25 protein-coding genes are annotated in these 24153 nt (G+C 72.1%); 14 read left to right on the top strand and 11 right to left on the bottom strand.

The genetic code is table 11. The annotated features are described in order from the left end of the window. Positions 1–124: 124 nt before the first annotated feature. The gene (locus UWG_RS0122130; RefSeq protein WP_016909390.1) at positions 125–682 is read left to right on the top strand and encodes an SMI1/KNR4 family protein; all 558 of its coding nucleotides are present in this window, start codon (positions 125–127) and stop codon (positions 680–682) included. 160 nt (positions 683–842) lie between these two features. Here the strand turns inward: UWG_RS0122130 and UWG_RS0122125 are convergent, their stop codons facing one another. Together UWG_RS0122125 and UWG_RS0122120 are read right to left on the bottom strand one after the other, a co-directional pair. After that, positions 843–1280: a hypothetical protein gene (locus tag UWG_RS0122125; protein ID WP_016909389.1), complete on the bottom strand. Its 438-nt coding sequence runs from the start codon at positions 1278–1280 to the stop codon at positions 843–845. 91 nt (positions 1281–1371) lie between these two features. After that, entirely contained in the window at positions 1372–1857 is a 486-nt protein-coding gene (locus UWG_RS0122120; protein ID WP_016909388.1) for an ATP-binding protein, read from the bottom strand. A gap of 227 nt (positions 1858–2084) precedes the next feature. Between UWG_RS0122120 and UWG_RS0122115 the strand changes: the two genes are divergently transcribed. From UWG_RS0122115 to UWG_RS0122105, 3 genes are all read left to right on the top strand, one after another. Beyond that, entirely contained in the window at positions 2085–2948 is an 864-nt protein-coding gene (locus UWG_RS0122115) for a helix-turn-helix domain-containing protein (protein WP_029391673.1), read from the top strand. Then, positions 2948–3184, top strand: a complete 237-nt coding sequence (locus tag UWG_RS0122110; RefSeq protein WP_016909386.1) for a DUF397 domain-containing protein — start codon at positions 2948–2950, stop codon at positions 3182–3184. Before UWG_RS0122115 ends, UWG_RS0122110 begins: the two co-directional genes overlap by 1 nt. 121 nt (positions 3185–3305) lie before the next feature. Further along, entirely contained in the window at positions 3306–4160 is an 855-nt protein-coding gene (locus UWG_RS0122105) for an SAM-dependent methyltransferase (RefSeq protein WP_016909385.1), read from the top strand. A 4-nt stretch (positions 4161–4164) separates the two neighbouring features. Here UWG_RS0122105 and UWG_RS0122100 read toward each other — a convergent pair whose 3' ends face one another. From UWG_RS0122100 to UWG_RS0122075, 6 genes are all read right to left on the bottom strand, one after another. After that, on the bottom strand, positions 4165–5376 hold the full coding sequence (locus UWG_RS0122100; protein WP_016909384.1) for a Gfo/Idh/MocA family protein: 1212 nt from the start codon (positions 5374–5376) through the stop codon (positions 4165–4167). A 210-nt stretch (positions 5377–5586) separates the two neighbouring features. Then, on the bottom strand, positions 5587–6810 hold the full coding sequence (locus UWG_RS0122095) for a PHP domain-containing protein (RefSeq protein WP_016909383.1): 1224 nt from the start codon (positions 6808–6810) through the stop codon (positions 5587–5589). Beyond that, entirely contained in the window at positions 6807–7898 is a 1092-nt protein-coding gene (locus UWG_RS0122090) for an ABC transporter ATP-binding protein (protein WP_016909382.1), read from the bottom strand. The genes UWG_RS0122095 and UWG_RS0122090 overlap by 4 nt, the downstream gene beginning before the upstream one ends. Continuing rightward, positions 7898–8725 carry a carbohydrate ABC transporter permease gene (locus UWG_RS0122085; protein WP_016909381.1) on the bottom strand — a complete coding sequence of 276 codons (828 nt, stop codon included), beginning with the start codon at positions 8723–8725 and terminating at the stop codon, positions 7898–7900. Before UWG_RS0122085 ends, UWG_RS0122090 begins: the two co-directional genes overlap by 1 nt. Continuing rightward, positions 8722–9732: a carbohydrate ABC transporter permease gene (locus UWG_RS0122080; RefSeq protein WP_016909380.1), complete on the bottom strand. Its 1011-nt coding sequence runs from the start codon at positions 9730–9732 to the stop codon at positions 8722–8724. Before UWG_RS0122080 ends, UWG_RS0122085 begins: the two co-directional genes overlap by 4 nt. After that, positions 9707–11095 (bottom strand): extracellular solute-binding protein, encoded by a 1389-nt coding sequence (locus UWG_RS0122075; protein ID WP_016909379.1) that lies wholly within the window; start codon positions 11093–11095, stop codon positions 9707–9709. The genes UWG_RS0122080 and UWG_RS0122075 overlap by 26 nt, the downstream gene beginning before the upstream one ends. 315 nt (positions 11096–11410) lie before the next feature. Here UWG_RS0122075 and UWG_RS0122070 point away from each other — a divergent pair, with 315 nt between their 5' ends. Beyond that, positions 11411–12040 (top strand): hypothetical protein, encoded by a 630-nt coding sequence (locus UWG_RS0122070; protein WP_016909378.1) that lies wholly within the window; start codon positions 11411–11413, stop codon positions 12038–12040. A 246-nt stretch (positions 12041–12286) separates the two neighbouring features. On the opposite strand, the gene UWG_RS0122065 is transcribed toward UWG_RS0122070, so the two are convergent. Further along, positions 12287–13192 (bottom strand): NADP-dependent oxidoreductase, encoded by a 906-nt coding sequence (locus UWG_RS0122065; protein WP_016909377.1) that lies wholly within the window; start codon positions 13190–13192, stop codon positions 12287–12289. Positions 13193–13336: 144 nt separating this feature from the next. Here UWG_RS0122065 and UWG_RS0122060 point away from each other — a divergent pair, with 144 nt between their 5' ends. The 4 genes from UWG_RS0122060 (at position 13337) to UWG_RS0122045 (ending at position 19148) form a co-directional block, all read left to right on the top strand. Beyond that, positions 13337–13702: a MerR family transcriptional regulator gene (locus tag UWG_RS0122060; protein WP_029391671.1), complete on the top strand. Its 366-nt coding sequence runs from the start codon at positions 13337–13339 to the stop codon at positions 13700–13702. A 216-nt stretch (positions 13703–13918) separates the two neighbouring features. Then, positions 13919–14608, top strand: coding sequence for an ATP-binding cassette domain-containing protein (locus UWG_RS0122055; RefSeq protein ID WP_016909375.1), 690 nt, complete (start codon positions 13919–13921; stop codon positions 14606–14608). 793 nt (positions 14609–15401) lie between these two features. Further along, the gene (locus tag UWG_RS0122050) at positions 15402–17111 is read left to right on the top strand and encodes a DUF6297 family protein (protein ID WP_016909373.1); all 1710 of its coding nucleotides are present in this window, start codon (positions 15402–15404) and stop codon (positions 17109–17111) included. A 222-nt stretch (positions 17112–17333) separates the two neighbouring features. After that, the gene (locus tag UWG_RS0122045) at positions 17334–19148 is read left to right on the top strand and encodes a bifunctional metallophosphatase/5'-nucleotidase (protein WP_029391669.1); all 1815 of its coding nucleotides are present in this window, start codon (positions 17334–17336) and stop codon (positions 19146–19148) included. 88 nt (positions 19149–19236) lie between these two features. Here the strand turns inward: UWG_RS0122045 and UWG_RS0122040 are convergent, their stop codons facing one another. Continuing rightward, a complete protein-coding gene (locus UWG_RS0122040) occupies positions 19237–19791 on the bottom strand; it encodes a DinB family protein (protein ID WP_016909371.1) in 555 nt (184 codons plus the stop codon). A gap of 98 nt (positions 19792–19889) precedes the next feature. Then, a complete protein-coding gene (locus UWG_RS0122035) occupies positions 19890–20324 on the bottom strand; it encodes an ATP-binding protein (RefSeq protein ID WP_016909370.1) in 435 nt (144 codons plus the stop codon). Positions 20325–20548: 224 nt separating this feature from the next. On the opposite strand from UWG_RS0122035, the gene UWG_RS0122030 reads away from it, so the two are divergent. From UWG_RS0122030 to UWG_RS0122010, 5 genes are all read left to right on the top strand, one after another. Further along, complete coding sequence (locus tag UWG_RS0122030; protein WP_237720221.1) at positions 20549–21403, top strand: DUF5753 domain-containing protein; 855 nt, start codon at positions 20549–20551, stop codon at positions 21401–21403. Continuing rightward, positions 21400–21582, top strand: a complete 183-nt coding sequence (locus UWG_RS0122025) for a DUF397 domain-containing protein (RefSeq protein WP_016909368.1) — start codon at positions 21400–21402, stop codon at positions 21580–21582. Before UWG_RS0122030 ends, UWG_RS0122025 begins: the two co-directional genes overlap by 4 nt. Before the next feature lie 527 nt (positions 21583–22109). Beyond that, positions 22110–22490 (top strand): VOC family protein, encoded by a 381-nt coding sequence (locus UWG_RS0122020; protein ID WP_016909367.1) that lies wholly within the window; start codon positions 22110–22112, stop codon positions 22488–22490. A gap of 224 nt (positions 22491–22714) precedes the next feature. Beyond that, entirely contained in the window at positions 22715–23467 is a 753-nt protein-coding gene (locus UWG_RS0122015) for an SDR family oxidoreductase (RefSeq protein ID WP_016909366.1), read from the top strand. A gap of 74 nt (positions 23468–23541) precedes the next feature. Then, complete coding sequence (locus UWG_RS0122010; RefSeq protein ID WP_016909365.1) at positions 23542–24009, top strand: carboxymuconolactone decarboxylase family protein; 468 nt, start codon at positions 23542–23544, stop codon at positions 24007–24009. Positions 24010–24153: the final 144 nt, after the last annotated feature.

Genomic DNA, 24153 nt, shown 5'->3' with positions numbered 1-24153 from the left:
CTGCCGCAGACCGCGCCCCTTCGGGAGCGGCGGTTGCGGAGGGCCGGGTCGGCACGCGCTCCGGTTGTCAGTGGGCCGTGCAAGGCTGTCCGAGACCCACCACACGCAGCAACGGAGTTCAGGTATGACGACCCCTTCGCCCCTGACGGTCGCGGAATGGCGCGCGTTCCTCGACGAGTACAACGCCAGGAACATCGACTCGGACGAGGTCCGTGAGGCCATCGAGGAACACCGGATGGTCATCAGCCAGGAGCGGCTGGACGCCGGGTGGGCAGGCGCCGAACCGGCAGGTGAGGAAGCGATCGTGGCCGCAGAGGAGCGGCTCGGAGTGAGGCTTCCTCCCTCCTACCGCAACTTCCTCCAGGTCACCGACGGCTGGGAGAACCTGGGTCCCGTCGACCCGTTCCGGGTCGGGGAGATCGGCTGGTTCGCCGATCTGGCCGCCGACCTCATGCGCATATGGTCGGAAAGCGGCACGTTCGCCGAGTACTTCGCCATACTCAAGCGGTGCCTGCTGATTGCCGACGACAACGGCGGCAGCGGCTGCTACTGGCTGCTGCATGCCGACAGCGCCAGGGAGGACGGCGAGTGGACCGCGTACGAGTGGTGGCCGGGCGACGGGGACGACCCCGAGCCCTGTGACGACTTCGCCGCCATGGTGCGGCAAGCCGTGCAACCCTGAGGTTCCGTCCGGCTGATCATGGTCGGCGCCCGTACGGTCCGGCCGACTGCCTGGGGTGACCGCCCTGCGGGCGGGAGACACGGGCGCCCGGATCGACATCCCCCAACACCGCATGTGCCCAGGGTCCTGCAACGCGCCGCCTCACCAGGCGCGTCGACTCCTACGGCTTCGACCACACCGGCTCGACGCCGACCGCGCGGCACGCGGCGATGTAGAGGAGCAGCGGGTGGGTGTAGGGGACGGTGTCCTTCGGCAGGTGGAGCAGCCGCGGGAGGTCGCCGTCGCCGCGTCCGGGGGCGATGAGTGCGCCGACCGAATAGTCGGCGACGGGCCGCCAGTCGAGGCCTATCTCGGCCTGCGCGGGGACGAGCCACCACCATGTGCCGCGTTGGGCGTAGATGCAGCCGACGCGCGGGAGGCTGCGCCTGATGCGTTCGCCGTAGGCGGCGTCGACACCGACGGCGTCGTGTCCGAGCGGGGCGTTGAAGCCCTGGGGGACCGGTAGGCGCAGCGGTGCGGACTCGGTGCCGGCGCGGGGGCGGCGGTTTGCGCGCTCTTTGGAGAGCCGGGCGAGCAGGTCGAGCGGAAGTGTGTTCATCGACAACGTGCTTCTGCCGGAGGGCGGTTGACGGGACGCGCGGGCGACGCGGCGGCTGCCGCCGGGCCTCCCGTGCGGGGAGCTGGGCGCTTCACGGGCGGTCCCCGGGGCGTGTCAGGTGGGCCCACACCGACCATCCGCGCTCCTGGCCGCCGTCCTCTATCCCCCAGGCCGTGCTGAGCGCCTCGACGAGCATCAGCCCGCGTCCGTGCTCCTCCTCCGGTGCGAGGCGTCCCGGTTCGGGCGCGCCGCAGCCCTGCCCGCCGCGGACCCGTACCTGGAGCCGCTGCCGCTGCCGATCGTCGACGAGTTCGCAGAGCACGGTCGAACAGGCGCTGTGCACAACGGCGTTGGTGAAGAGCTCGGAGAGTATGAGGGCGGCGTTGTCCCTCGTCTCCTCCTGGACGCACCACGCCGCGAGACGACTTAACGTACGGTGCCGCGCCTCGGCGACGGAGGAGGCACAGGAGGGGAGTTCGAACGCCTCGCGACGCTGCTCCGCGTGTGCGTCGGCCTGCCGGCCGGCCGGCACGGCGGTGCTGCCGGAGTGGGGAAGCATGGTGTAACCGGGTGCCACGGCCGCGGGTCCTAACGGTGGGAGTGCCGGGGGCGGAGCGGGCTCGGACCGCACCGCAGTGGAGACGGTGGGGGCCGTCCGCACCCCGTCACTATCCCTGCGGTCAGGTTCAGTTGGCAAGGCCCACTGTGAAATTTTCAGAGTTACAGGTGCAGGGTGTTCGGTTCTCTGAGCGGCGTGGCACACTGCCGACATGAGCACGACGCAAGCGCCGCGGGAGGTTCCGGGTGAGTGAGCCCAGGTCCGCCCCTACGGTCGGCCAACTCGTCCTCGGTAGAAGGCTTCAGCAGTTGCGCGAGCGCGCCGGCCTGAAGCGGGAGGACGCCGCCCGGGTGCTCCACGTGGCCCCGGCGACCGTGCGGCGCATGGAGACGGCGGAGGTCTCGCTCAAGATTCCGTATGTCAAGGCGCTCCTGGAGACGTACGGCGTCCAAGACCCCGCCGACATCGAGGGGTTCGTCAGCCTCACCCAGGAGGCGAACCGACCGGGCTGGTGGCAGCGGTTCCACGACGTGCTCCCCGGCTGGTTCAGCGTCCATGTCAGCCTGGAGGGTGCGGCCAGTCTGCTCCGCGCCTATGAACCGCACTTCGTCCCCGGTCTGCTCCAGACCGAGGACTACGCCCGCGCCGTGCTGCGCAGCGGAGCCGTCGGCCAGACGAAGCCGGACGACATCGAGCGGTACGTGGCTCTCCGTATGGAGCGGCAGAACCTCCTCGCCGCCGAGGACGGGCCCCGGCTGTGGGTGCTGATGGACGAGACCGTGCTGCGCCGTCCGGCGGGCGGTCCGGGAGTGATGGCCGCCCAGGTCGAGCGCCTTCTGGAGGCCACGGAGAACCCCCGGATCACGTTGCAGATAGCCGAGTTCGCAGCGGGTCACCACCCGGGGACGTACGGGCCGTTCGTCCTCTTCCGCTTCGAACTGGCCGAACTCCCCGACATGGTGTACGTGGAGTACCTGACCGGCGCCGTCTACCTGGAGGAGCGGTCCGAAGTCGCATCCCACCTGGAAGTCCTGGACCGCATGTCGACCCAGGCTGCAACAGCACGACGCACAAGGGAAATCCTGGAGGATTTCCGCAAGGAGCTCTAATGGACGGCATATACAACGGCATGTGCGCCCGCGACCTCGGCAACGAGGGCTGGCGCAAGCCGTGGAGCGGCGGCAACGGCGGCAACTGCGTGGAGGCTATGAAGCTGCACGACGGCCGCGTCGCCCTGCGCCAGTCAACCGATCCCGAAGGCCCCGCCCTGATCTACACCCACGGTGAGATCACCGCCTTCCTCCAGGGAGCCAAGTCCGGTGAGGCGGACTTCCTGATCTCCTGAAGCGCCCCCGGGCGCCCGGCTGCCTCCCGGGCGCCCGGGCCTGCGACCGCACTGCGCGGCCACCCACCCCTGAGCTCTCCAGACCCCCGCCGCCGCGGGGAGCACACCACCGGAGCGACGCATGACCGCACAGGACGGGCGCGACGACCCCGCGGCCGCGCAGCATCAGGACGGCCCCACCGCCGCCGACTACACCATCGACACCAGCCGCCCGCACCCCGCGCGCGTCTACGACTGGCTCCTCGGCGGCCGCAGCAACCACCCGGCCGACGAGGAACTCGCCCGCCGCATGGTCGCGATCGACCCCCGGGTCGTCTCCAGCGTCCGGCTCAACCGCGCCTTCATGCACCGCGCCGTCCGATGGGCCGTCGGCAACGGGGTGCACCAGTTCCTCGACCTCGGCACCGGCATCCCGACGGAGCCCAACCTCCACCAGATCGCCCAGCGTGCCGAGCCGGCGAGCCGCGTCGTCTACGCGGACAACGACCCCATCGTCCTCGCGCACGCCGCGACGCTCCTGCGCAGCAGCCCCGAGGGCGTCACCGAGTACCTCCAGGCCGACGTCAGGGAGCCGGGGCCGATCCTCTCCCAGGCGCGGGAGTTCCTCGACTTCTCCCAACCCGTGGCGCTCTCCCTCCTCGCCTGCCTCCACTTCGTCCCCGACGAGGACGGCGCACACGAACTCGTCGCCAGGTACCGCGAGGCGCTCGCGCCCGGCAGTCTCCTCGTCCTCTCCCACGGAACCGGCGACTTCGCCCCCGAGGGCGCCGAACGCGCGCGGGACCACTACGGCGAGGGCGGCATCCGCCTCGCGCTGCGCAGCCGCGCCGAAATCCTCCGCTTCTTCGCCGGGACGGAGCTCGTCGACCCCGGGCTCGTCTCCGACCCGGCGTCCTGGCGACCCGAGTTGGGGGAGCCGTCCGGTACGGAAAAGGTCGCGGAGCACGGCTACGTCGGCGTCGCCCGCAAGCTCTGACGCGTCACCTCCGCAGGTAGTGGCCGGCCTCCCCGCCGCAGGGCGAACCCTCCCGGGCGGCGAGCGCGGCGACGGCCTGCTGAGCCGTGGCGACGTCGGCCGCGGCCCCCTCGGCCCCGGTGCGCGGCGGTACCCCGTCGACGGCCATCGCGTGGAAGGCGACCAACTCTTCCTCGAACGCCTCCGCGACGGAACGGAACTCCGCGCGGTGCTCCCCGCCGCCCACCGCGGAGGTCTCCGTCAGCACGGTCGGCGCGTTCATCAAGTAAGGGCTGGGGAAGGCGAGTTCGAGCGAGCCCTGCTCGTGGTGGACGCGGACGGTCTCGCGGTAGGCGGCGTGCTCGGGGAGGAAGTGCCAGCGCACCGCGTACCGTCCGCCGCTGGGGAGACGGCCGTCGAGCGCGAGTGAACCGGTGGCCTCGCCTTCGTCGGCCCAGGCGGCGGCGAACTCGACGCCCTCGGGGGGACCGTCGATCTGCCGGAGCAGCGAAAGCTCGTGGCAGACCGAGGAGTTGACGATGCCGTACAGGGCGCGCATCCGTTCGGACGCCAGGGGGCCCAGAGCTTCCTCGACGAGCGAGTCGTCCCGGCTGCGGAGCGCGCCCAGCTCTCCGTCGGGGACGTCTCCGCCGGTGCGCGGCAGCCGTGCGAACGCCAACTGGGCGCCGCTCGTGGGGTGCAGAACGCACACCTCGACCGAGCGAACGGCGCCGGGGCCGCCCGCGTCCTTGAGCAACTCGCTCAGGCGCACGGCGGCCGGGTCGTACTGCTTCATGTAGCCCACCATCAGCCGCGGCCCTTCCCCCGCCGCCCGCTCGGCGGAGGCGACCTCGCGCACTTCGGCCCTGGTGAAGGCGAGGGGCTTCTCGCAGAGCACCGGGTACCCGGCCCGGAGTACCGAAGCGGCGTCCGCGCCGTGCGAGCCGGAGGTGAGCAGGATCAGCGCGTCGAAGCCTCCGGCGGCGAGGAGTTGGGCGAGCGAGGTGTGGCGCCTGCCGGGCGGTACGCCGTGGCGGGTGCCGACGTCGTCGAGCGCGCTGCGGGAGAGGTCGCAGAGCGCGGAGACCTGGAAGAGGTCCCGCCGGCGCTCCAGCAGCGGCAGGTGTGCGGTGCGCGCTACGGCGCCGAGTCCGGCGACGGCCACCCGCAGCCGGGGGCGGCGCGGCCCCGCTGAGGAGGAGTCGGAGGGGGAGGGCGAGGCGGCAGGGTGCGGCATGCGGCGGTCCTTCCTGCTCCGGCCCGCGTCGGGGCCTGGCTGGCTCTCCAGGGTGCGTCAGCCGGGGATTGTTGATCAAGGGGTGGCCGCTCGGAGTCCGACCGGCTCGGGACGCGCCCCGTCCGACGACGTGCGTACGTGTCACGGTGGCGGGCCCGACGCCGTTGGCCCGTGCGGAAGTTGCTCACCGTCCGAGAGCGGCCGCCGTGCTCACCCGCAGAGCGCCACCGTCTCGCAGTCGTACCGCTCCAGCCGGTGCATCCCCTCGCCCGCGGGGAACACCGCGTGCCCCCGCCGGACGACCGTGCGCTCTCCGTCGGGGCGCACGAGGACGGTGTCTTCGGCGTCGAGTGCGGTCAACTCCCCGCCGTCGCGCAGGAGAAGAGGTCCGGCGAGGTCCCGGCTGACCGCCGTACGGCCTGCCGCAAGCGCCGCCAGCAGTGCCTCGGGGGTGTTCTCCTCGGCGAGTACCCAGGTCGTCGGCTGCCCGGGAGGGCGGCCCTCCTCGGGGCGGTGGAAGTCGCTGCCTCCCAGCGGCACGAGGGTCTCTCCGCCGAGCCAGGCGCCCGCCCACGCCAGCGGTGCCCCGTGCCGCCTGTCGAACCAGCTGTGGTGCCACACCTCGGCGTGGCGCGGCCTGCGTCCGGTGAACGGCAGCTCCCAGGCGCAGTCGGCGGCGAGCGGATGGTTGACGGAGAGGACGCCGCCCGCGGACTCCGCGTGCGCGAACCAACTGCCGGCGTCCGTGCGGAAGTCGACCCATCCGATGTCCCCGAACGCGTTGGCGTGGCCGAGGTCGGTGGTGACCTCCTGCCCGGGGAGGAGCGTGATGGACTGCCGCCGGGCCGCCTCCGGCAGGTGCGCGTGGTGGCTGACCGTGTTGTGGTCGGTGACGGCGAGGAAGTCGAGGCCGCGCGACGCGGCGAGCCGCGCGAGCTCGTCCACGCCGAGGGAGCCGTCGCTGTGCACGGTGTGCGCGTGCAGGTCCCCCGCGAACCAGCGTGCGCCCTCGCGCGCGGGGAGCCTCCGGCGCACCGGCCGGTCGCCGATCGGGAACGGGTCGGGCAACTCTTCTTCGGGCGGTGCCGGGGCGCTGCGCGAGAGGTCGACGCGCACCTCGAAAGGGAGCCCCTCGGGAGGGACCCGGTGGAGCCGCAGCAGCACCTGCCAGTCGCCTGCCAGTCGGCCCGGCAGGTAACCGGGGGTCGCCCACTCCTCGGAGACGGTGAACCCGTCGCGGGCACCGCCCGACCACCCGCGGAAGGCGCCTCCCGGCCCCAGCGCACCGAGATCGAGGACGCCCGCGCCCCGCGGGTGGTCGAGGCTGACCGTCAACGCCCCTGCCTGGCGCGGCACTTCGAAGGGAAGCGGGCGCAGGACGGAAGCGGCGCGCTCCTCCATCGTCCACACGCCGGAGTGCACCGCCCCCTTCACGCGGGCACCCTGCTCTCCTCGGCGCCGACGAGGACGCCGTCGCGGTAGAGCAGCGCCCGGTCGCTCCGAGGCGCGGCCCAGCCCGGCTCGCCGGGTGCGGGATCGTGGTCCTCGGAGACCACGACCTGCACCGTCCTGCCGCCGCACTCCATCGTCACCAACTGCGCGCTGCCGAGGTTCTCCACGACGGAGACCGTACCGGCGAGCGCGTCCGGCAACGGCGAAGCGGACCAGCGGAGGTATTCGGGCCGGATGCCGTAGACGAATCCTTCGCCGCCTTCCACCTGCCCCTGCGCACCGGACGGCAGGGGGAGGCGGCACTCGGCCGCGAGGACCGCGCCCTCGGAGAGTTCGGCCGGCAGCAGGTTCATCGGCGTCGACCCGATGAACGAGGCGACGAAGGTGCTCGTCGGCCGCCTGAAGACCTCGGCCGGGGTGCCGACCTGCCGTATGCGACCGTCCTCCATCACGGCGATCCGGTCGGCGAGTGCGAGGGCCTCCGCCTGGTCGTGGGTGACGAAGACGGTGGTCACGTCGAGTTCGCGCTGGAACTTCTTGAGGAAGGTGCGGGCCTCCAGGCGAAGCCGCGCGTCGAGGTTGGAGAGCGGTTCGTCGAGGAGGAGGACGTCGGGCCGTGCGGCGACGGCCCGCGCCAGGGCCGCGCGCTGCTGCTGCCCGCCGGAGAGCTGCGCGGGCCGGCGCGCCGCGAGCTCCTCGAGGCCCAGCTCCGCCGCCGTCCGGACGGCGCTCTCGCTCCGCTCGCGGCGGGCGACCTTGCGGAGCTTCAAGGGGTAGGCGATGTTCTCCTCGACCGTCATGTGGGGGAAGAGGGCGTAGTCCTGGAAGACCATGGCGAGTCCGCGCTCGCCCGGAGGCAGCGCGGTCACGTCCCGGCCGCCGACGCTGACGCTGCCCGCGTCCGGGGTCTCGAGCCCGGCGACGGTGCGCAGCAGCGTCGACTTGCCGCACCCCGAAGGGCCGAGCAGCGCGAAGAACTCCCCTTCCGCCACGTGGAGTTCGAGCGCGTCGAGAGCACGGACGCCCCCCGGGTAGACCTTGCCGATCCGGCTGAGTGCGATGTCGGGCATCAGGCCTTGATCCCTCCGTGGAAGCGGAATCCGTACCGGCGGCTGACGAAGAGGAACATCAGTACCACAGGCAGCGAGTACAGCAGCGAGAAGGTGGAGATGAGAGCGAGGTCCGGCTGTCCGCCCTCGGTGTAGAACGTGTACATCACCACGGCGGCCGGCGACTTGTCGGGCGAGCGCAGCAGCAGGAACGGAATGAGGAAGTTCCCCCACACCTGCGCCACCGTCCACACGCCGACGGTCGCCAGCCCCGGCCGCACCACGGGAACGACGACGTCCCGGAGGACCCGCAGCGGCGAGGCGCCGAAGACGCGCGCCGACTCCTCGTAGGAGCGCGGCACGGTGTCGGTGAAGTCCTTGAGGATGAAGATCGCGGCCGGCAGCAGCCCGCCGGAGAGGACGAGGATGACGCCCGAGTACGAGTCGACGAGGCCGAGTTCGCTGGCGAGCAGGAAGACGGGGACCATCGCCGCGGTGCCGGTGACGATCGACGAGAGCAGCAGCAGGAGGTAGAGCAGCCCGTCCCGCCCGGGGATGCGCACGCGGCTGAGCGCGTAGGCGGCGAGCGCGGAGAGCGTGACGACGACCACGGCGCTGCCGACCGCGAGAACCACGGACGACGCAAGGGAGTTGACGGCGTTGGGGTTCTCCCACAGCCGCCGGAAGTTCTCCAGGGTGAACTCCGGCAGCGAGGCGGTGACGCGCGGGTTGCGGTCGAAGGGTGCGCTCGCCAGCCACAGCATGGGCAGCGCGAAGAAGGCGAGCACCAGCGCGAGCAGGGTGTACCGCGCCACCCCGCGCAGCAGCGCGCCCACGGGCCCGCTCATGCGTCCACCTCCCGTTCGGCGCCCGCCTGCCGGGCGTGCGCGGGCGGTGCGTCGTCGACGCGTTCCTCCTTGCGCTTGCGGCCGAGCAGGCGCAGATACACGACGGCGACGACGAGGTTGATGAGGAGCATCAGGAACGACAGCGCGGCCCCGTAGCCGAGTTGGCCGCTGCCGAGCGCGGTCTGGTAGATGAAGACGGGGAGCGTCTCGCTGCGCCCGTCGGGTCCGCCCGCCGTGATGAGGAACGGCGTGAAGTCGTTGAACGTCCACAGGCTGATCAGCAGCAGGTTGGTGAGGACGTGCCCGCGGATGGCGGGGAAGACGACGTCGCGGAGCTGTTGCAGCGGGCCCGCTCCGGCGAGCCTCGCCGTCTCCAGGTGCGAGCGGGGGACGTTGCCGAGCGCGGCGCTGTAGAGCATCATCGAGAACGCCGTACCGCGCCAGATGTTGAAGACGATGAGCGAGAGCATCGGGTGGTCGAGGAGCCACGCCGCTCCCGGGGTGTGGAGGAGCGCGTTGAGGGTGCCGTCGTCGCGGTCGAGGTAGGCGATCCAGAGGAAGGCCACCACCGAACTCGGCAGTATCCACGCCAGCATCACCAGCGACTCGAGTACCGCACGCAGCGGGCCCGTTCGCTCGCGCATCCACCACGCGAGCGCGAATCCGCCGATCGCCTGCCCGAGCACGGCGGAGCCGACGACGAAGAGCAGCGTCAGCCAGAGGGAGTTGAGGAACCCGTCGTCGCCGAGCGCGTCGGTGAGGTTCTCCACGCCGACGAACTGCGGGTCGACGGCGGGGATTCCGGTGAGACGGTAGTCGGTGGAGCCGAGGTAGAGCGTCCAGAGCGCGGGCAGCACCAGGAAGAGCGCCACGACGAGCAGCCCGGGCGCCACGAAGGCGAGCGCACGGCGTGCCCCGAGCCCCGCGGCGTCCTGCTCGTGCGGCTTGCGTGCGGCGCGCGGTGCCGCGCCCTCCTCCGGTTCAGTCGACGATCCGGTCGCTGCCACCGAGCACCTCCTGGAGCCTCCTGCCGTAGGCCGCCGCCGCCCGCTTCGGCGCGGTGCCCGACACCACCTGCGCCGTCGCCTCCTGGAGCGCCGACGAGACCTCCGTGTACGCGGCGAGCGGCGGGCGGAAGACGGTCACGGCCATCGCGTCGTCGGCGGCGAACCGGAGCATCGGGTCCCGGTCGAGCACGGCGGCGTTGACGTCGTCCCGCTCGGTGATCTTGGCGGTGCCGTCGAGCTGGGCCCGCAGCGCGGCTGCCGAGTGGAGGGCGGTCAGCAGCTCGAACGCCTGCTGCGGGTGGCGCGTGTGCGGGTTGAGGACGTGCACGCCGCCGCCGGAGAGGCTGACGTGGTCACGGCCGCCGAGCGCCTCGCCCGGGGCGCGCGCGGGGAAGAGGGTGTAGCCGACTTCGCGGTCGCGGTGCGGCATGGGGCTCGTGCCGGTCCTCGGTGCCACCACGTCGCGCCAGAAGTAGTCGCCCTCCGCGAGGATGCCGAGCCTGCCGTCGGCGAAGGCGGCGAAGGACTTGTCGCGTCCCTTCGCCTCCTGCTGCAACTTCGGGTCGCCGAGGCCGCCGCGGTAGACGCGCCGGTAGAAGTCGAGGACCGCGCGGAGCGCCGGAGTGTCCCCGTACCAGCGGTCGCCCTTCGCGACGGCGCCGCCCGCACCGGTGAGCAGGGGGAGCACGCCCTGCATCGTCGTCGCCTCGCCCATCGGGGTACCGGCGTTGATCTGGAGCGGGACGACACCGGGGAGGCGCTTGAGGCGGCGGGCCGCGTCGAGGATCTCCGCCCAGCTACGCGGCTTCCACTCCTCCGGGAGGCCGGCCCTGCGGAAAAGCGGCTTGTGGTAGAAGAGCAACCGCGCGTCGGTGCCCGCCGGTATTCCGTACAGGCGGCCCTCGAAGCGGGCGAGCGCCTGCACCCGCCGGTCGATCTGCCGCCAGCCGGGCCACTCGGCGAAGTCACCGCCCACCACGTCGCGGAGCGGGCGTATGTACTCCGCCTCGGCGAACTCCCCGAGCCAGATGCCGTCGAGGGCCATGACGTCCGGTGCCGCACGGGCCTTCAGGTCGAGCGCGAGCTTCGTCTTGTACTGCTCGTCGTCGAGGCCGCTCGGCGCGAAGTCGACGCGTACGTCCACCCCTCGGGCGCGCTGCGCCCGGACGAAGCGGGGGATCACCCATTCCGAGATCCACTCCGCTTCTTCGGAGTTCTTGCCTCCGGATATCGCGTTGACCGCGACGGTCAACGCGATCCCGCCCGCGTCCTCCCGCGGGTCGAGCGGTGTGCCGCACCCGGTGAGGCCGACGGCGCCCGCACCGAGCACCGCGAGTGCGGTCCGTCTGGGAACGCCTGCCATGCGGAACCCCCTCTGCCGCCGGCCGGAGCCGGGCGTGACCGTGCGGTGCGGGTGGCGGAGCACACCCGGGCCGCGCGGGGCGCCCGAGCGTGACCGAAGGTTGGCATGATCCGCGGATGACGGGAAGACGTGGGCCGCACATTCGCCCCGAGGTGACGGCCCTGCCGAGGCGGCCGGCGCGGCAGGCGGCCGCGGACCGAAAGGGTTCCGTAACTCGCGTGTCTGCCGGGGCCATTGACGCTGTATCACACTGCTGCGCACCCTGAGGTCATGCCCCCCACACACAGATACATCACAGCAGCGGCAGCCGTCGCGATGGCCGGGTCGCTCCTCGCCGTCCCCGCGGTCGCCCAGGCGGACCCGGCTCCCTCGAGCAGCGAAGCGAGCGAATCCCCCCACGGCATCGCGCACTTCCAGTCCGAACGCGGGCTCGCCCCCACCGGACACCTCGACGGCCGCACCGCCGAGCACCTCGCCCGTGCCTCCGACGCCGAGCGCCGGGCGACCTTCCGCACCGCGGCCGACCTCGACGAGGAGCAGATGGCCAACGCGCGGACCGTGATCGGCGTCGGCAAGGGCGCCGACATCCCCGAACAGGGACAGGTCATCGCCCTGATGACGGCGATGCAGGAGAGCACCTTCATCAACTACCTGGAGCCCGTCGACCACGACTCCCTCGGGATCTTCCAGCAGCGCCCGAGCATGGGATGGGGGACGCCGGAGCAGATCACCGACGTTCCGACCTCCAGCAAGTCGTTCTACGGCGTCGCGCCGTTCGGCACCAACCCGGGACTGCTCCAGATCGACGGCTGGGAGACGATGCCTCCGGGCGACGCGGCCCAGGCCGTGCAGCGCTCGGCGTACCCGGACAGGTATGCGCAATGGGAGCAGTTCGCGCGGGACCTGCTCGCCCAGGAGGGGCCCGGGGTCGACCCCGTTCCGTAAGCCGCTTGGTCGGTTGACGCGCGTAGTTTCCTGGTTTGCGTTGCGAGTGGTGCAACTACCGTCGTTTCTACGCGTGTTGACCTTTCCGTTCGTGTCCACCCGGTGCGCCGGCGGTATCCCGCCGGCGCACCACTGCCTGGGCTTACACGCTCGTGACCGCAACTCACCGAACTCCCGGAGCGGTCCCTCCTCGAAGAGCGACCCGCAGGCGCGGCGATCACACGACCGAAGCCAGGGGCCCCGACCTCAGACGCGGATCACGATCTTCCCCCGCGTGTGCCCGCGCTCGCCGTACGTGTGCGCTTCTGCGGTCCGTTCGAGCGGGTAGGTGCGCTCGACACGCGGCGTGTACCGGCCTTGCCGACCGAGCTCACCTGCTTCGGCGAGGAGTGCCGAGTCGTTCTCCGCGTTGGCGAGGTGCACGCCCAGGCGGTGCGCGCCGGCGTGGTCGGCGATCGTCGACACGCGCGCAGGCTCGCCCACGATCGCGACGAGTTCGGCCAAGGACCCGGAGGCCGCGGTGTCGAGCGCGAGGTCGACACCGTCCGGAGCCAGAGCGGTGAGGCGCTCGGCGAGACCGGCGCCGTAGGTGGTGGGGACGGCTCCGAGGGAGGCGAGGAACTCGTGGTTGCGCTCGCCGGCGGTCCCGATCACGGTCGCGCCCCGCGCCACCGCGATCTCGACCGCAGCGCTGCCCACGCCTCCGGCGGCACCCTCGACGAGAAGGGTGCGCCCCCGCAGAGGGCCGAGCGCCTTCAATCCGCCCATCGCGGTCACGGACGCCAGGCCCGCACCGGCGGCCTCCTCGTCGGTCCACCCGGTGGGCGCCGGGGCCCAGGCCGAGAGCACGGCCAGCTCCGCCGTCGCGCCGGTGACCCCTCCCAGTCCGAAGACGCGGTCGCCGATGCTCACCCCCTGCACCCCCGCACCGGTCTCGTCGACCACGCCGACGGCATCACGTCCGGGGATCGCGGGCAGCTCCACGGGCAGTACCTCGCGCACCGCACCGGAACGCACCTTCCAGTCCACGGGGTTGACCGAGGCCGCCGCGACGCGGACGCGGATCTCGCCGGGCCCGGGACGCGGCTCCGGCACCTGCTCGACCACGAGGGTTCCGACGCCGCCGTACTCGTGATACCGGACTGCACGCATGACGTCCGCCTTTCCATGCGGCCTCAACCGCCGTTCGCAAGACTGGTGATCGCCGGTGAGCTGCCGGCGTGTGCCCGTTACGGTAAAAGCTGACGTTGGTGTCAGGTGCAAGTCGAGCTGGTCGACCGGCAGGAGGAGAGACCGATGCGCATCGGTGAGGTTGCCGACAAAGCGGGAGTGAGCGTTCGGGCGCTGCGCTACTACGAGGAACAGAACCTGCTGGAAGCGTCCCGCACCCCCGGCGGGCAGCGGCACTACCCCGGCACGGCCGTCGGCCGGGTCCGGCTGATCCAACAGCTCTACGCCGCGGGCCTCCCGAGCAGAGTGGTCCGCCAAGTGCTGCCGTGCGTCGACACGGGCGAAGCGCCCCCGGCGCTTCTGGGCCAGTTGGAGGCCGAGCGCGTCCGCGTCGACGAGCGGATCACCGATCTGCTCGCCGTCCGCGACCGCCTCGACGACGTCATCGCCCTCGCGCGCGACCCCGATGCCGACTGCTCCCACATGCAGTGACGACCAGTGGAGCAGGCGACGCTTGCTGCCCCGTCCCGCTCCGGCCGGCGGGCCCGTCCTGCGTCCCCTCCCCACACCCTCCGCCCGGCGCGCCGCCCGCCGTTTCAGGGGCCGGCGTGCCCCGCCGCCCCCGTTTCAGGCACACTTGCTGCCCGGGGAACCCGTCCCTCGCGGCGTCCGTTCCCCCGCAGACACGACAACCGACGAGGGGGCGGGGTGGCTTACCCATCGTCCGAGATCCTCCCGCTGTTGGAGCTCAGCGGCGTGAGCCGCGACTACGGGGGCCACCAGGCGCTGCGCAGCGTCGACCTCCGTGTCGCTTCCGGCGAGTCGGTGGCGCTCATGGGCGACAACGGCTCGGGGAAGTCCACCCTCATGCGGATCGCCGCCGGCCGCGACCGCCCCAGCACCGGCACCGCCGTCTTCGACGGGCTGCCCTTCACCGAGGACGACGCCAGCGTCCGGGCCCGCGTCGCCGTCGTCGGCGACCCCGTGAGCTGCTATCCGGACCTCACCGTCCGCCAGCACCTCCTCCTCGTGGCGCAGGCCCACGACGTGCCCGACGAGGAACGCGTCATCGCCGACGCGCTCGCCGAACAACGCCTCACCGCACACGCCGACGCGCTCCCCGATTCGCTCTCCTCCGGCCAGCGCCAGGCGATGCTCCTCGCTGCCGCTCTGCTGCGCCCTCGCGACCTGCTCCTCCTCGACGAGCCGGAGCAGCGCCTCGACCCCGCTGCCCGAGCCCGCCTCGCCGAGCGGCTCACCGCGGAACGCCGCGCCGGCACCGCGGTCCTCTTCGCCACCCACCACCGTCAACTCGCCGAGACAGCCGACCGGGTGCTCCTCCTCGCAGAAGGCTCCCCCGTGGCCCACGGTTCTCCCGACGAGGTCCTCGACGCGTGACGCAGTCCAGCAGCCACCACCCGGCGCGCCGTTGTGCCCCCGCCTCCGGGCCGTACCGTGCTCCCGTCTCGTACGGCGGGATCGTCGGCAGGGGACGGTGCCCCCCGGGCTCCCGCCGCCGGGGACGGCAGCGACGGCGTACGACCACCCGCCGCGCAGGGCAACTCCCTTGCCGACACCGGGTTCTCGGGCATCGGGCCCGAGCGGAACCCCCGTGCGCCGGCAGGTCGTCGACGCCGCTCGCCGCGACGACCGTGCGGCTGCGGCGCGGACTCCGGGTGCGCCCCGTCTGCGAACCAACCGACTGCCGGGACGACCGGCTCGGGACCGGCGGCATCGCAAAAACCGTTGAAAGACGCGCAGTTGCAGCAGACGGGGGAACAGCATCGTGACGTCACCGAGCGACCGGTCCGACCCCGGCCCGTTCCCCGGAGACGTGGGGGAGGTCCGTGAGGAGGGGGCCGCCGCTCGCGGGCACGGCAGCGACGGGGACCGTACGGCGGACGGCGAACCGGCCCACATATCCGTGGACGCTCCGGCCCGCTCCGTCGTGGGTGGAGCGGTCCGGGCGCGGGTTGCTTCCCACGAGACCGGGGAGTGCGCGGGAGTCCCGCACGTTGACGAACCGGGCGGCGCAGTGGACCGGTCGACGGGTGCTCCCTCCACCGACGTCGAGGCCGATGGTGAAGTACCGGCTGCCTCGCGCGCGCCCGAAGCCGGCGGCGGAGACGGCGCACGCGCCGAGGAACCGGCGCGCACACCGGGCGCAACGAGCGCGCACAGCTGCCCCGCCGTGTCCGACACGCACGAGAGCGCACCGCCCGCCTCGCCCGAGCCCCGCCCGGACGTCGACGGAGCGGCCGTCACGCACGCCGGCGCGCCCGACGGCGAGGACGCCGACGACCGGACGGCCGATCCGGTCGCCCACGACGAGACCGCCCCGGTCCTCGCCTGGCTCCGTACCCTCCGCGGCCGACGCCGCGCGCGCACCTCCGCGTACGTGGCGTACGTGGTCGTCCTCCTCCTCGCCGGCTGGTACGGGCTGTACGCGGCCGGCCTCGCGCTCCGACTCCAGGACGACTCACTCGCCCAACACGCCCCTCTGATCGGCGAGTTGCTGCCCTCCGGGCTCACCGCGGTCGGACTCGCCGCGTTCCTCCTCGCACTCGCGGACGGCGTCTGGCGGGGCCCGGTGGCCCTTCCGCGCCCCGACACCGACTGGCTGCTCGCCCTGCCCATCCGCCGGCGCCCCGTCCTCCTGCGCTGGCTCGGGCTCGCCGCCGCGGGATGGGCGCTCGCCGGTGCGCTCACCGGTCTCGCCGTCGCGCTCCTCGTCGCCTCCGCCGGGCTCGGCACTCCGAACGTGTTGACCGCCGCGGGGTCGGCCACCGGTGCCTGCACGGGCCTTCTCGCCGCGGCGGTGTCCGTCGCCGTGCAGCGCTCACCGCGTGCGCCGGAGCAACTGCACCGCCTCGGCCCGCTTCTCGTGCTCCCCTGCGCCCTCGTCTGCCTCCAGTTCACCGCCGCGTACGCCGGCCGCCGGCTTCCGCTCCTGGAACAGGTGGAGAGCTGGTCGGGCCCATGGGGCTGGGCGGGGCAGCCACTCCTCGCCGCCGCGGGCGTGGGCGGCCCCGGATGGCCGGTCGCCGCGGCGCTCCTCGTCGCGCTGACCGGCCTGGGCGTCGTCTACGCCGTGAAGGCGGTCGGCAACATCCCCGCAGCGAGGCTCCGTTCGGCGGCCCGGACCGGCGCGGGGCTCGCCGCTGCGTTCCTCGCCGCCGACGTGCGCGCCCTGCGTTCCACCCTTCCCGCCCCTCCGCGCGCCTCCCCGCGCGTCCGCGCCCGCGCCGCCCGCTTCCGCCCGCGCCGTCGCGCCCTCCTCGTGCTCTGGCGCGACGTCGTGGCCCTCGTCGCGGCGCCGCGCCGGCTCGCCGCGGCCGGGGTCCTCACCGTCCTCGCCGCCGCCGTGCTGTTCTCCGGCGCGCCCGCGGCCTCGTTCGCCGCCGCTCTCCTCGGCTACGCGGCCGCCGGCGCGCTGCTGGAACCCGCCCGTCTCGACGCCGACGACGTGCGCCGATACGCCTGGTCCAGGCGTCCGTTCGCGCGCACCGCACTCCACCACGGCGCGGTCCCGGCCGCCACGCTCCTCGTCCTGGGCACCGTCTGCGCCCTGCCCGCGACGCTCCACGGCGACGAGGGCGCGCTCCTCGCCGTCGCCGGCGCGGTCCCGGCACTGACCGCCGCGGCCCTCGCCGGCGCGTACCGCGGCCCCGTCCCCGTCCGCCTCCTGTTCGCCGGGGCCGCCCTTGCCGACTGGGGCCCCTTCTTGGCAGCCATCTGGCAGGCTCTGCCGCCGCTCGCCTGCGCGACGGGCCTCGTCCTCGTCGGACATGCGGGTCCGTCCCATCTGCCGGCGATCGTCAGGCTCGCTCTCGCCGCGCTCCTCGCCTGCGCCTTCGCGTACTGGGCCCGCAGACGCGCAAGAGCCCTAGTACGCCCCTGAGTTCGCCGAGGCGCCGGCGAACGGACGCGGCCGCTCGCCGCGTCAGCCGAACCGTCCCTGGATCGCCTTCCGTTCGACCGCGGTCACCTGATCGAAACCTTGAACGGGTGGTGCGCCAGGGGAGGTTGAGCCGACAATCTACGCGCGTATGCAACCGGGCGGCCGAGCAGTCGGACGCACCGCGAACAGCGCCTCCGCCCACCCACCGAGGGGATGACGTACATGACGCTCGACCGCAGATCCTTCCTCAACCGTTCGGCAGCGGCAGGAGCGGGCCTCGCGCTCACCGGGGCGGCCGCCGTCCCGGCGGCGGCGCAGCCCGCGGGAGGAACCGCCGCCGGTGGACGTCCGGGCCGCAAGCGGTACGCCTTCACCGTGATGGGCACGACGGATCTGCACGGCCACGTCTTCAACTGGGACTACGTCACCGACGACGAGTACGACGACGCCGACCACAACGACGTCGGCCTCGCAAAGGTCGCCACCCTCGTGGAGCAGGTCCGTGCGGAGAAAGGCAGGGCCAACACCCTCCTCATCGACGCGGGCGACACCATCCAAGGCACCCCGCTCGCCTACTACTTCGCCCGCATCGACCCCATCGACGCACCGGGCGGCCCCGTCCACCCGATGGCCGCCGCGATGAACGCCGTCGGCTACGACGCGGCAGCCCTCGGCAACCACGAGTTCAACTACGGCATCCCGCTCCTGCGCACCTTCGAGAAGCAGTGCGACTTCCCGCTCCTCGGCGCCAACGCCGTCGACGCGACCACCACCCGCCCGGCGTTCCCGCCCTACTACATGACGAAGCTGCGCCCGCCGCAGGGCCCGCCGGTCAAGGTCGCCGTCCTGGGGCTCACCAACCCCGGCATCGCCATCTGGGACAAGCCGCACGTCCAGGGGGAGTTGGACTTCCCCGGCCTGGAGGAGCAGGCGGCACACTGGGTGCCGCGGCTCCGGTCGATGGGCGCGGACGTCGTCCTCGTCTCCGCCCACTCCGGCACCGACGGTACGTCCTCCTACGGCGACCTCCTCCCGCACACGGAGAACGCGGCGGCCCTCGTCGCCGAGCAGGTTCCGGGGATCGACGCCATCCTCGTCGGCCACGCGCACACCGAGATCGAGGAGCAGGTCGTTCAGAACAAGCGGACCGGTGAGGGCGTCGTCCTCTCGGAGCCGCTGTGCTGGGGCCAGCGGCTCACCCTCTTCGACTTCGAGTTGGAGTTCTCGCGCGGCAGGTGGGAGGTGGTCACGGTGGGCTCGCGCATCCTCAACTCCCGTACGGCGGAGGAGGATTCGCGGGTCGCCGACCTCCTCTCCGGGCAGCACGAGAAGGTCGTGGAGTACGTCAACACGGTCATCGGCACCAGCACGGAGGAACTGCGCGCCGACGAGGCGCCGTACAAGGACACCCCGATCCTCGACTTCATCAACCGGGTCCAGACCGACACCGTCAGCGCGGCGCTCGCGGGCACCGACCACGCCGGACTGCCGCTCCTCTCGCAGGCGTCGCCGTTCGCCAGGTCCGCCGTGATCCCGCGGGGCGAGGTGACGATCCGCGAGATGTCGGGCCTCTACCCGTTCGACAACACCCTGGGAGCGAAGCTCCTCACCGGCGCTCAACTCCGCGAGTACCTGGAGTACTCGGCCGGGTACTTCGTGCGGACGGCGCCGGGCGACGACATCGACCCGGACGGGCTCACCAACGCCGAAGGCCGTCCCGACTACAACTACGACGCGCTCAGCGGCGTCACCTACACGATCGACATCGCACAACCGGCGGGCTCGCGCATCGCGGACCTCACCCACGACGGACAACCCGTCGCCGACGACGCGCAGTTCGTCCTCGCCGTCAACAACTACCGCTCCAGCGGCGGCGGCAACTTCCCCCACATCGCCGAGGCCGAGGAGGTGTGGGCCAACTCGGACGAGATCCGCAACACGATCGTCGAGTGGGTCGAGGAGCACGGAGCGATCGACCCCGCCGACTTCTACGAGGAGACGTGGCGGCTCACCCGGGACGGGGAGCCCGTCTTCTGAGACGGGCCGCACGGGTGCCGCCGCGGGGCCGGCGGCACCAACCGGGTGCCTCGACTCGGCGGTTCCCACGCGCACTTGGCGCGGTGCGCTACTGTCCGACGCGGCCGTCGATGCGCTCCCGGAGCAGATCGGCGTGGCCGTTGTGCCGCGCGTACTCCTCGATCATGTGGACGAGGACCTCGCGGAGGCTGATCTCCTCGCCGTCGACGTTGCCGCGGAGGCCGAGATCGGGGGCCGCCGCGACGAGCTGCTCGGCGAAGGCGCACTCCGCCCGCCAGACCGCCCAAGCCTCCTCCACCAGCGCGGAATCGGGGAGGGCCTCGTCGAAGTCGGCGTCCGGGGCCTCGGCGGTGACGTAGAGCCTGGGAAGGTCGAGCCGGTCCGACATCACGCGCCGGAACCAGGAGTGCTCGACCTTGGCCATGTGCCGTACGAGACCGAGCAGCGACAGGGTGGACGGTTCGACGGAGCGGCGCGCGAGCTGCTCCGCGTCGAGACCCGAGCACTTGATCTCCAGGGTGAGCCGCTGGTAGCGCAGGTACTCGCCGAGAGTGGCCCGCTCGTCCCCGAGGAGCGGAGCGGCCTCGCGCGGGTCCTCGGCGAGCGGAAGGAACACGTCGGCACGGTTGCTGGGGCTGGTCATGCGAGCATGATGGGCGGCCACGGGTTGAGGCGCACGTCGTTTTCCCCGGCACACCGGGGTGTTGGCGCCCCGCGGCGGAAGCCGCCCGGTGGCGGCGATCAGCGGCCCGACTCCCCGCCGTCCAGGTCCAGTTCGCACCAGACGGTCTTGCCGACGATCCGCGGCTCCGTCCGCCAGCGGTCGGCGAGCGCGTCCACGAGGAGGAGACCGCGCCCGAACTGCTCGTCGAAGGACGGGAATCGGGGGCGCGGCACGGCTTCGCTCCGCGCGTCCGAGACGGCGATCCGCAGACTGCGGTCACCGAGGCTGACCACGACCCGGAAGAGCCGCCCGCGAGGGGAGCCGTGCAGCACCGCGTTGGTGGCCAGCTCGGAGACCAACAACGCTGCTGTGTCCGCCAGTCGAGGGTGCCCCCAGTCGGCCACCAGCCGTGCGGTTCGGACGCGCGCGACGTGCACGGAGGAAGGAAGAGGTGTGTAGTCGAGCTGATCGCGGCGGAGCGGGTGACCGGAACCTGAGGGCGAGGGATGCATGGGGTGCCTCCGTGCGGAGTTGGTTGTGCACGAACCAGGGCATGACTGGCAACGCCGCACGCGGAGCGTTCCGCTGAGCAACCGGCGCAAAACAGAGCGTAGTTGGAGGAGTGCTAACCGTTCAAGACGACTCGGGGAAAATTCTCACCGGCTTTGCTCTCGAAGGCACACTGGAACGAGACTGGCGACCACGGACAAGGATGGTGAAGATGTCTCCAGGGAGCATGGAGAAGCCCGGCCGCGTGTCGACAGTGCTGGGGCGGCGGCTGGGCAGCGAATTGCTGAGACTGCGTCTTGCCGCCGAGTTGACGCAGGGACAGGCTGCCGCTGCGATCACCGCGTCGACTGCCAAAGTGGCCAAGATGGAGACCGGTTGGGTCCCGATGCGCGATCCCGACCTGCGCGAGCTGTGTGCTGCTTATGGAGTCGCCGACCCGACGATCATCGCGGACCTGCTGGAGATGGCCCGCGTCGACCGCGAGCGACGGAAGGCGAGGGGCTGGTGGGACGACGTGCCGGGCCTTGCCACGCACGTTACGGAGTACGCCTCGCTCGAGGATGCCTCTCGGTCCGTGCGCTCGTGGCAACTGACGTACATCCCAGGCTTGTTGCAGACGGAACGCTATGCCCGCGCCCTGCGCGAGGGTGCGGGCGGTGACGAGTCGGTCGTGACCGCCCGACTCGAACGGCAGCGGAAACTGCGGGACGCGACGTTCGTTCTCCGCGCCGCGGTGTACGAGGCGGCGCTGCGTCAGCGAGTGGGAGGCCGTGGCGTCATGGCCGAGCAGTTGCAGCAGCTCCAGGCGATGTCGCAACGGCCTCAAGTGTCGCTGTCGATCCTGCCGTTCGAGGTCGGAGCGGTGGAAGGACTGGAGTCGGCCTTCTCGATCCTCTCGTTCGCCGCTCCAGGGGCCATGGACGTCGTCTACATGGACGGCAGGCTCGGCGGGCGCTGGTTGGAGAACGACGCGGCCGCCACCGAGAGTGCAGAGTTGTTCGAGAGAATCGTCGCGCGCAGCCTCAATGCCGAGGAGGCCGCCGTCTTTATCGCACGGTTGCTGGAGGAGAACGAAAGATGACACTGCCCCGCTTCGAGTTCCGCAAGTCGAGCCGCAGCAATCCGACAGGCGAGTGCGTAGAGGTCGCCCTCAACGTCCCCGGCACGGTCGCCCTGCGGGACTCGAAGGCGGAGTCGGGACCGGTCGTGGTGTTCGGGGCCGGCGCCTGGGCGGGGTTCGTGCGGGAGTTGGCGCGGTAGGGCTCACGGGCGGTCGAGGGCGGGGAAGAATTGTCGGTGAACCCCAACCCCCTCGCATGATCTGGGGCTTCGCGGTGTGTCTCGGGAGAGCTGCGGGAGTAAACCGGGGCGGTCGTGCCGGGCGAGAGCGTCCCCGAAGCGGCCGCGGTGGTCGGTGACGCTGCACCACCGGGCGTCGAGTTCGTCGTGCGGGTCGCCGGTGGTGATCCGGCCGTCGCCGAAGCGGGCGGCCACGTCCGTCGCCTTGGGGTCGATTGCCGTGACGACGAAGGGCGCGAACGGCTGCTGGACGCAGTCGGGGAGGGTGCGTGTGTCGACAGCGGTGAAGTGGGAGCGTCGTAGTCGACGTGGTCGCCCGTGAGGAGGGCGCCCGTGCACACACAGGCTTCCGCGCACCGGGGCGGAAAATCTTCCGGGCAGCGATGATTTCCGGTGGCGGGCCCGGTCGGTACCGGACGAGTACAGGCACGCCGCCCGTTCACGGAGGCGGCGTTCGCCACGTCAACGAGAGACGAAGGGCAACTCGCATGAAGGCAGAGGCAGTTCAGGAGAACGTCACCGGCTTCGGCGTCGTCCTCGGCGCCACGCACCCGGAGCGGCTCGTCGAGTGGTACCGGGCGGCGCTGGAGCCGCTGGGCGCGCGGTGGGAGGGGCACATGCTGGCCGTGGGAGAGTCGATCATCGGCTTCGACGCCCGCGACGACGTCGCGGAGAAGGCCGCCGAACCCGGGAGGCACCTGATCAACATCCTCGTCCGCGACCTCCGCGCCACCGAGCAGCACCTCGGCTCCCTCGGGGTCACCTGGGTGCGGCCGGTCGAGGAGATGGGGGGCGGGTGGCTGGTCTGCACGGTCGCCGACCCGGTCGGCAACCACCTCCAGTTCCTCCAAGCCGCGCAAGGGGACTGACGGCGGGGCCGCCACCACCGAGTCTCGGCCGCGATCCGATCATCAGGGGGAGGTGAACCGCGCCTCGCTTCTCTGCCCATATAGACACCCGTCGAACTTGACACCCCCTTCGCCCCGCTGCAAGTATCCACCGCGAATCCGCCGCTCAGGGGCGTACCAACAGGCCCGTAGGGCGGCCGAGTTGGCCCCGGTGGCACCCTGCGAGTTGCCTGGGAGGGCCTGCGATGTCCACGGCCGTCGTCACCGGAGCCGGGAGCGGGATCGGTGCTGCCACCGCGCGCGCCCTTGCGAGCGAGGGGTACCGCACGCTTCTCGTCGGTCGCCGTGCCGCGCGTCTGGAGGGCGTCGCAGAGGAGATCCGCGCGGCGGGGGGCGAGGCCGGTGTGCATCCTCTCGACGTCACCGATCGCGAGGCCGTCGACGCCTTCGCCGGTGCGGTCGGGGAGTGCGCGGTGCTCGTCAACAACGCGGGCGGCGCCTTCGGCGCCGACTCCGTCGAGGAGGGCGACCCGGACGACTGGGCGAGGATGTACGACGTCAACGTCCTCGGCACCCTCCACGTCACGCAGGCGCTTCTCCCGAAGCTCAAGGCGAGCGGGGACGGTGTCCTCGTCGTCGTCTCCTCGACCGCCTCCTACGTCAACTACGAGGGAGGCGGCGGCTACAGCGCCGCCAAGCACGGCGCGCACGCCCTCACCGAGACGCTCCGCCTGGAGCTGTGCGGCGAGCCCGTACGCGTCGTCGAGATCGCGCCGGGCATGGTGCAGACGGACGAGTTCTCGCTCAACCGCTACAACGGCGACGAGGCGAAGGCCGCGCAGGTCTACGCCGGCGTCGACGCCCCTCTCACGGCGGAGGACGTCGCCGACACCATCGCCTGGTCGGTCACCCGGCCACCGCACGTCAACGTCGACCTGCTCGTCCTCCGCCCGCGCGCGCAGGCGGCGCAGCACAAGGTGGCGCGCGGCAACTCCTGACCGCCGCACGGATGTCACATCCCGCGGCGCCCTCCCGTCCTGATGGTGAAGGACCGGAGACAGGAGGAGACACCGTGCAACCTCAACCGCGTATCAAGAACCCCGCAGCCGTGCTCTCGGGCGCCTACCCGGCGATCCAGGAGCTTTTCCGGGCCAGCCGCCAGGAGGGGACGGCCTCGGCGACCGTCCTGGAGCTGGCCCATCTGCGCGCCAGCCAGGTCAACGGGTGCAGCTTCTGCGTCGACCTCGGCGCCCGCGAGATGAAGAAGGGCGGCGAGACCGACGAGCGGCTCTTCGCGGTCGCCGCCTGGCGCGAGGCCCCGTACTTCACCGAGGCCGAGCGCGCCGTGCTCGACCTCACCGAGTACACCACCCGCCTCGCCGACCACAGCGGCGAGGCGGTCCCCGACGCCGTCTGGGACGAGGCGGCCCGCCACTTCGACGAGAAGGAACTCGCCTCGATCGTGTTGACGATCGGCCTCACCAACCTCTTCAACCACGTCAACGCGGCCACTCGGCAGCCGGCGGGGGCGGCCTGGTAGACGCTGCGGGGGTCGTGCGCCGGGCCGCCCGGTGCACGACCCCGGGCGGCACGACGCCAACGCCCCGCCCGGCCCAGCCGGTTGGCCGCGCACCGTACCGCCGCCAAGCGCGCGTTCCTCCCTGGTCCAACCGGAGGGAGCCGT

The sequence above is a fragment of the Streptomyces xiaopingdaonensis genome (assembly GCF_000262345.1).
Lineage (GTDB): Bacteria > Actinomycetota > Actinomycetes > Streptomycetales > Streptomycetaceae > Streptomyces > Streptomyces xiaopingdaonensis.
Note: the sequence above shows the minus strand (reverse complement) of the source record. Positions and strands in the feature narration are given on the sequence as shown.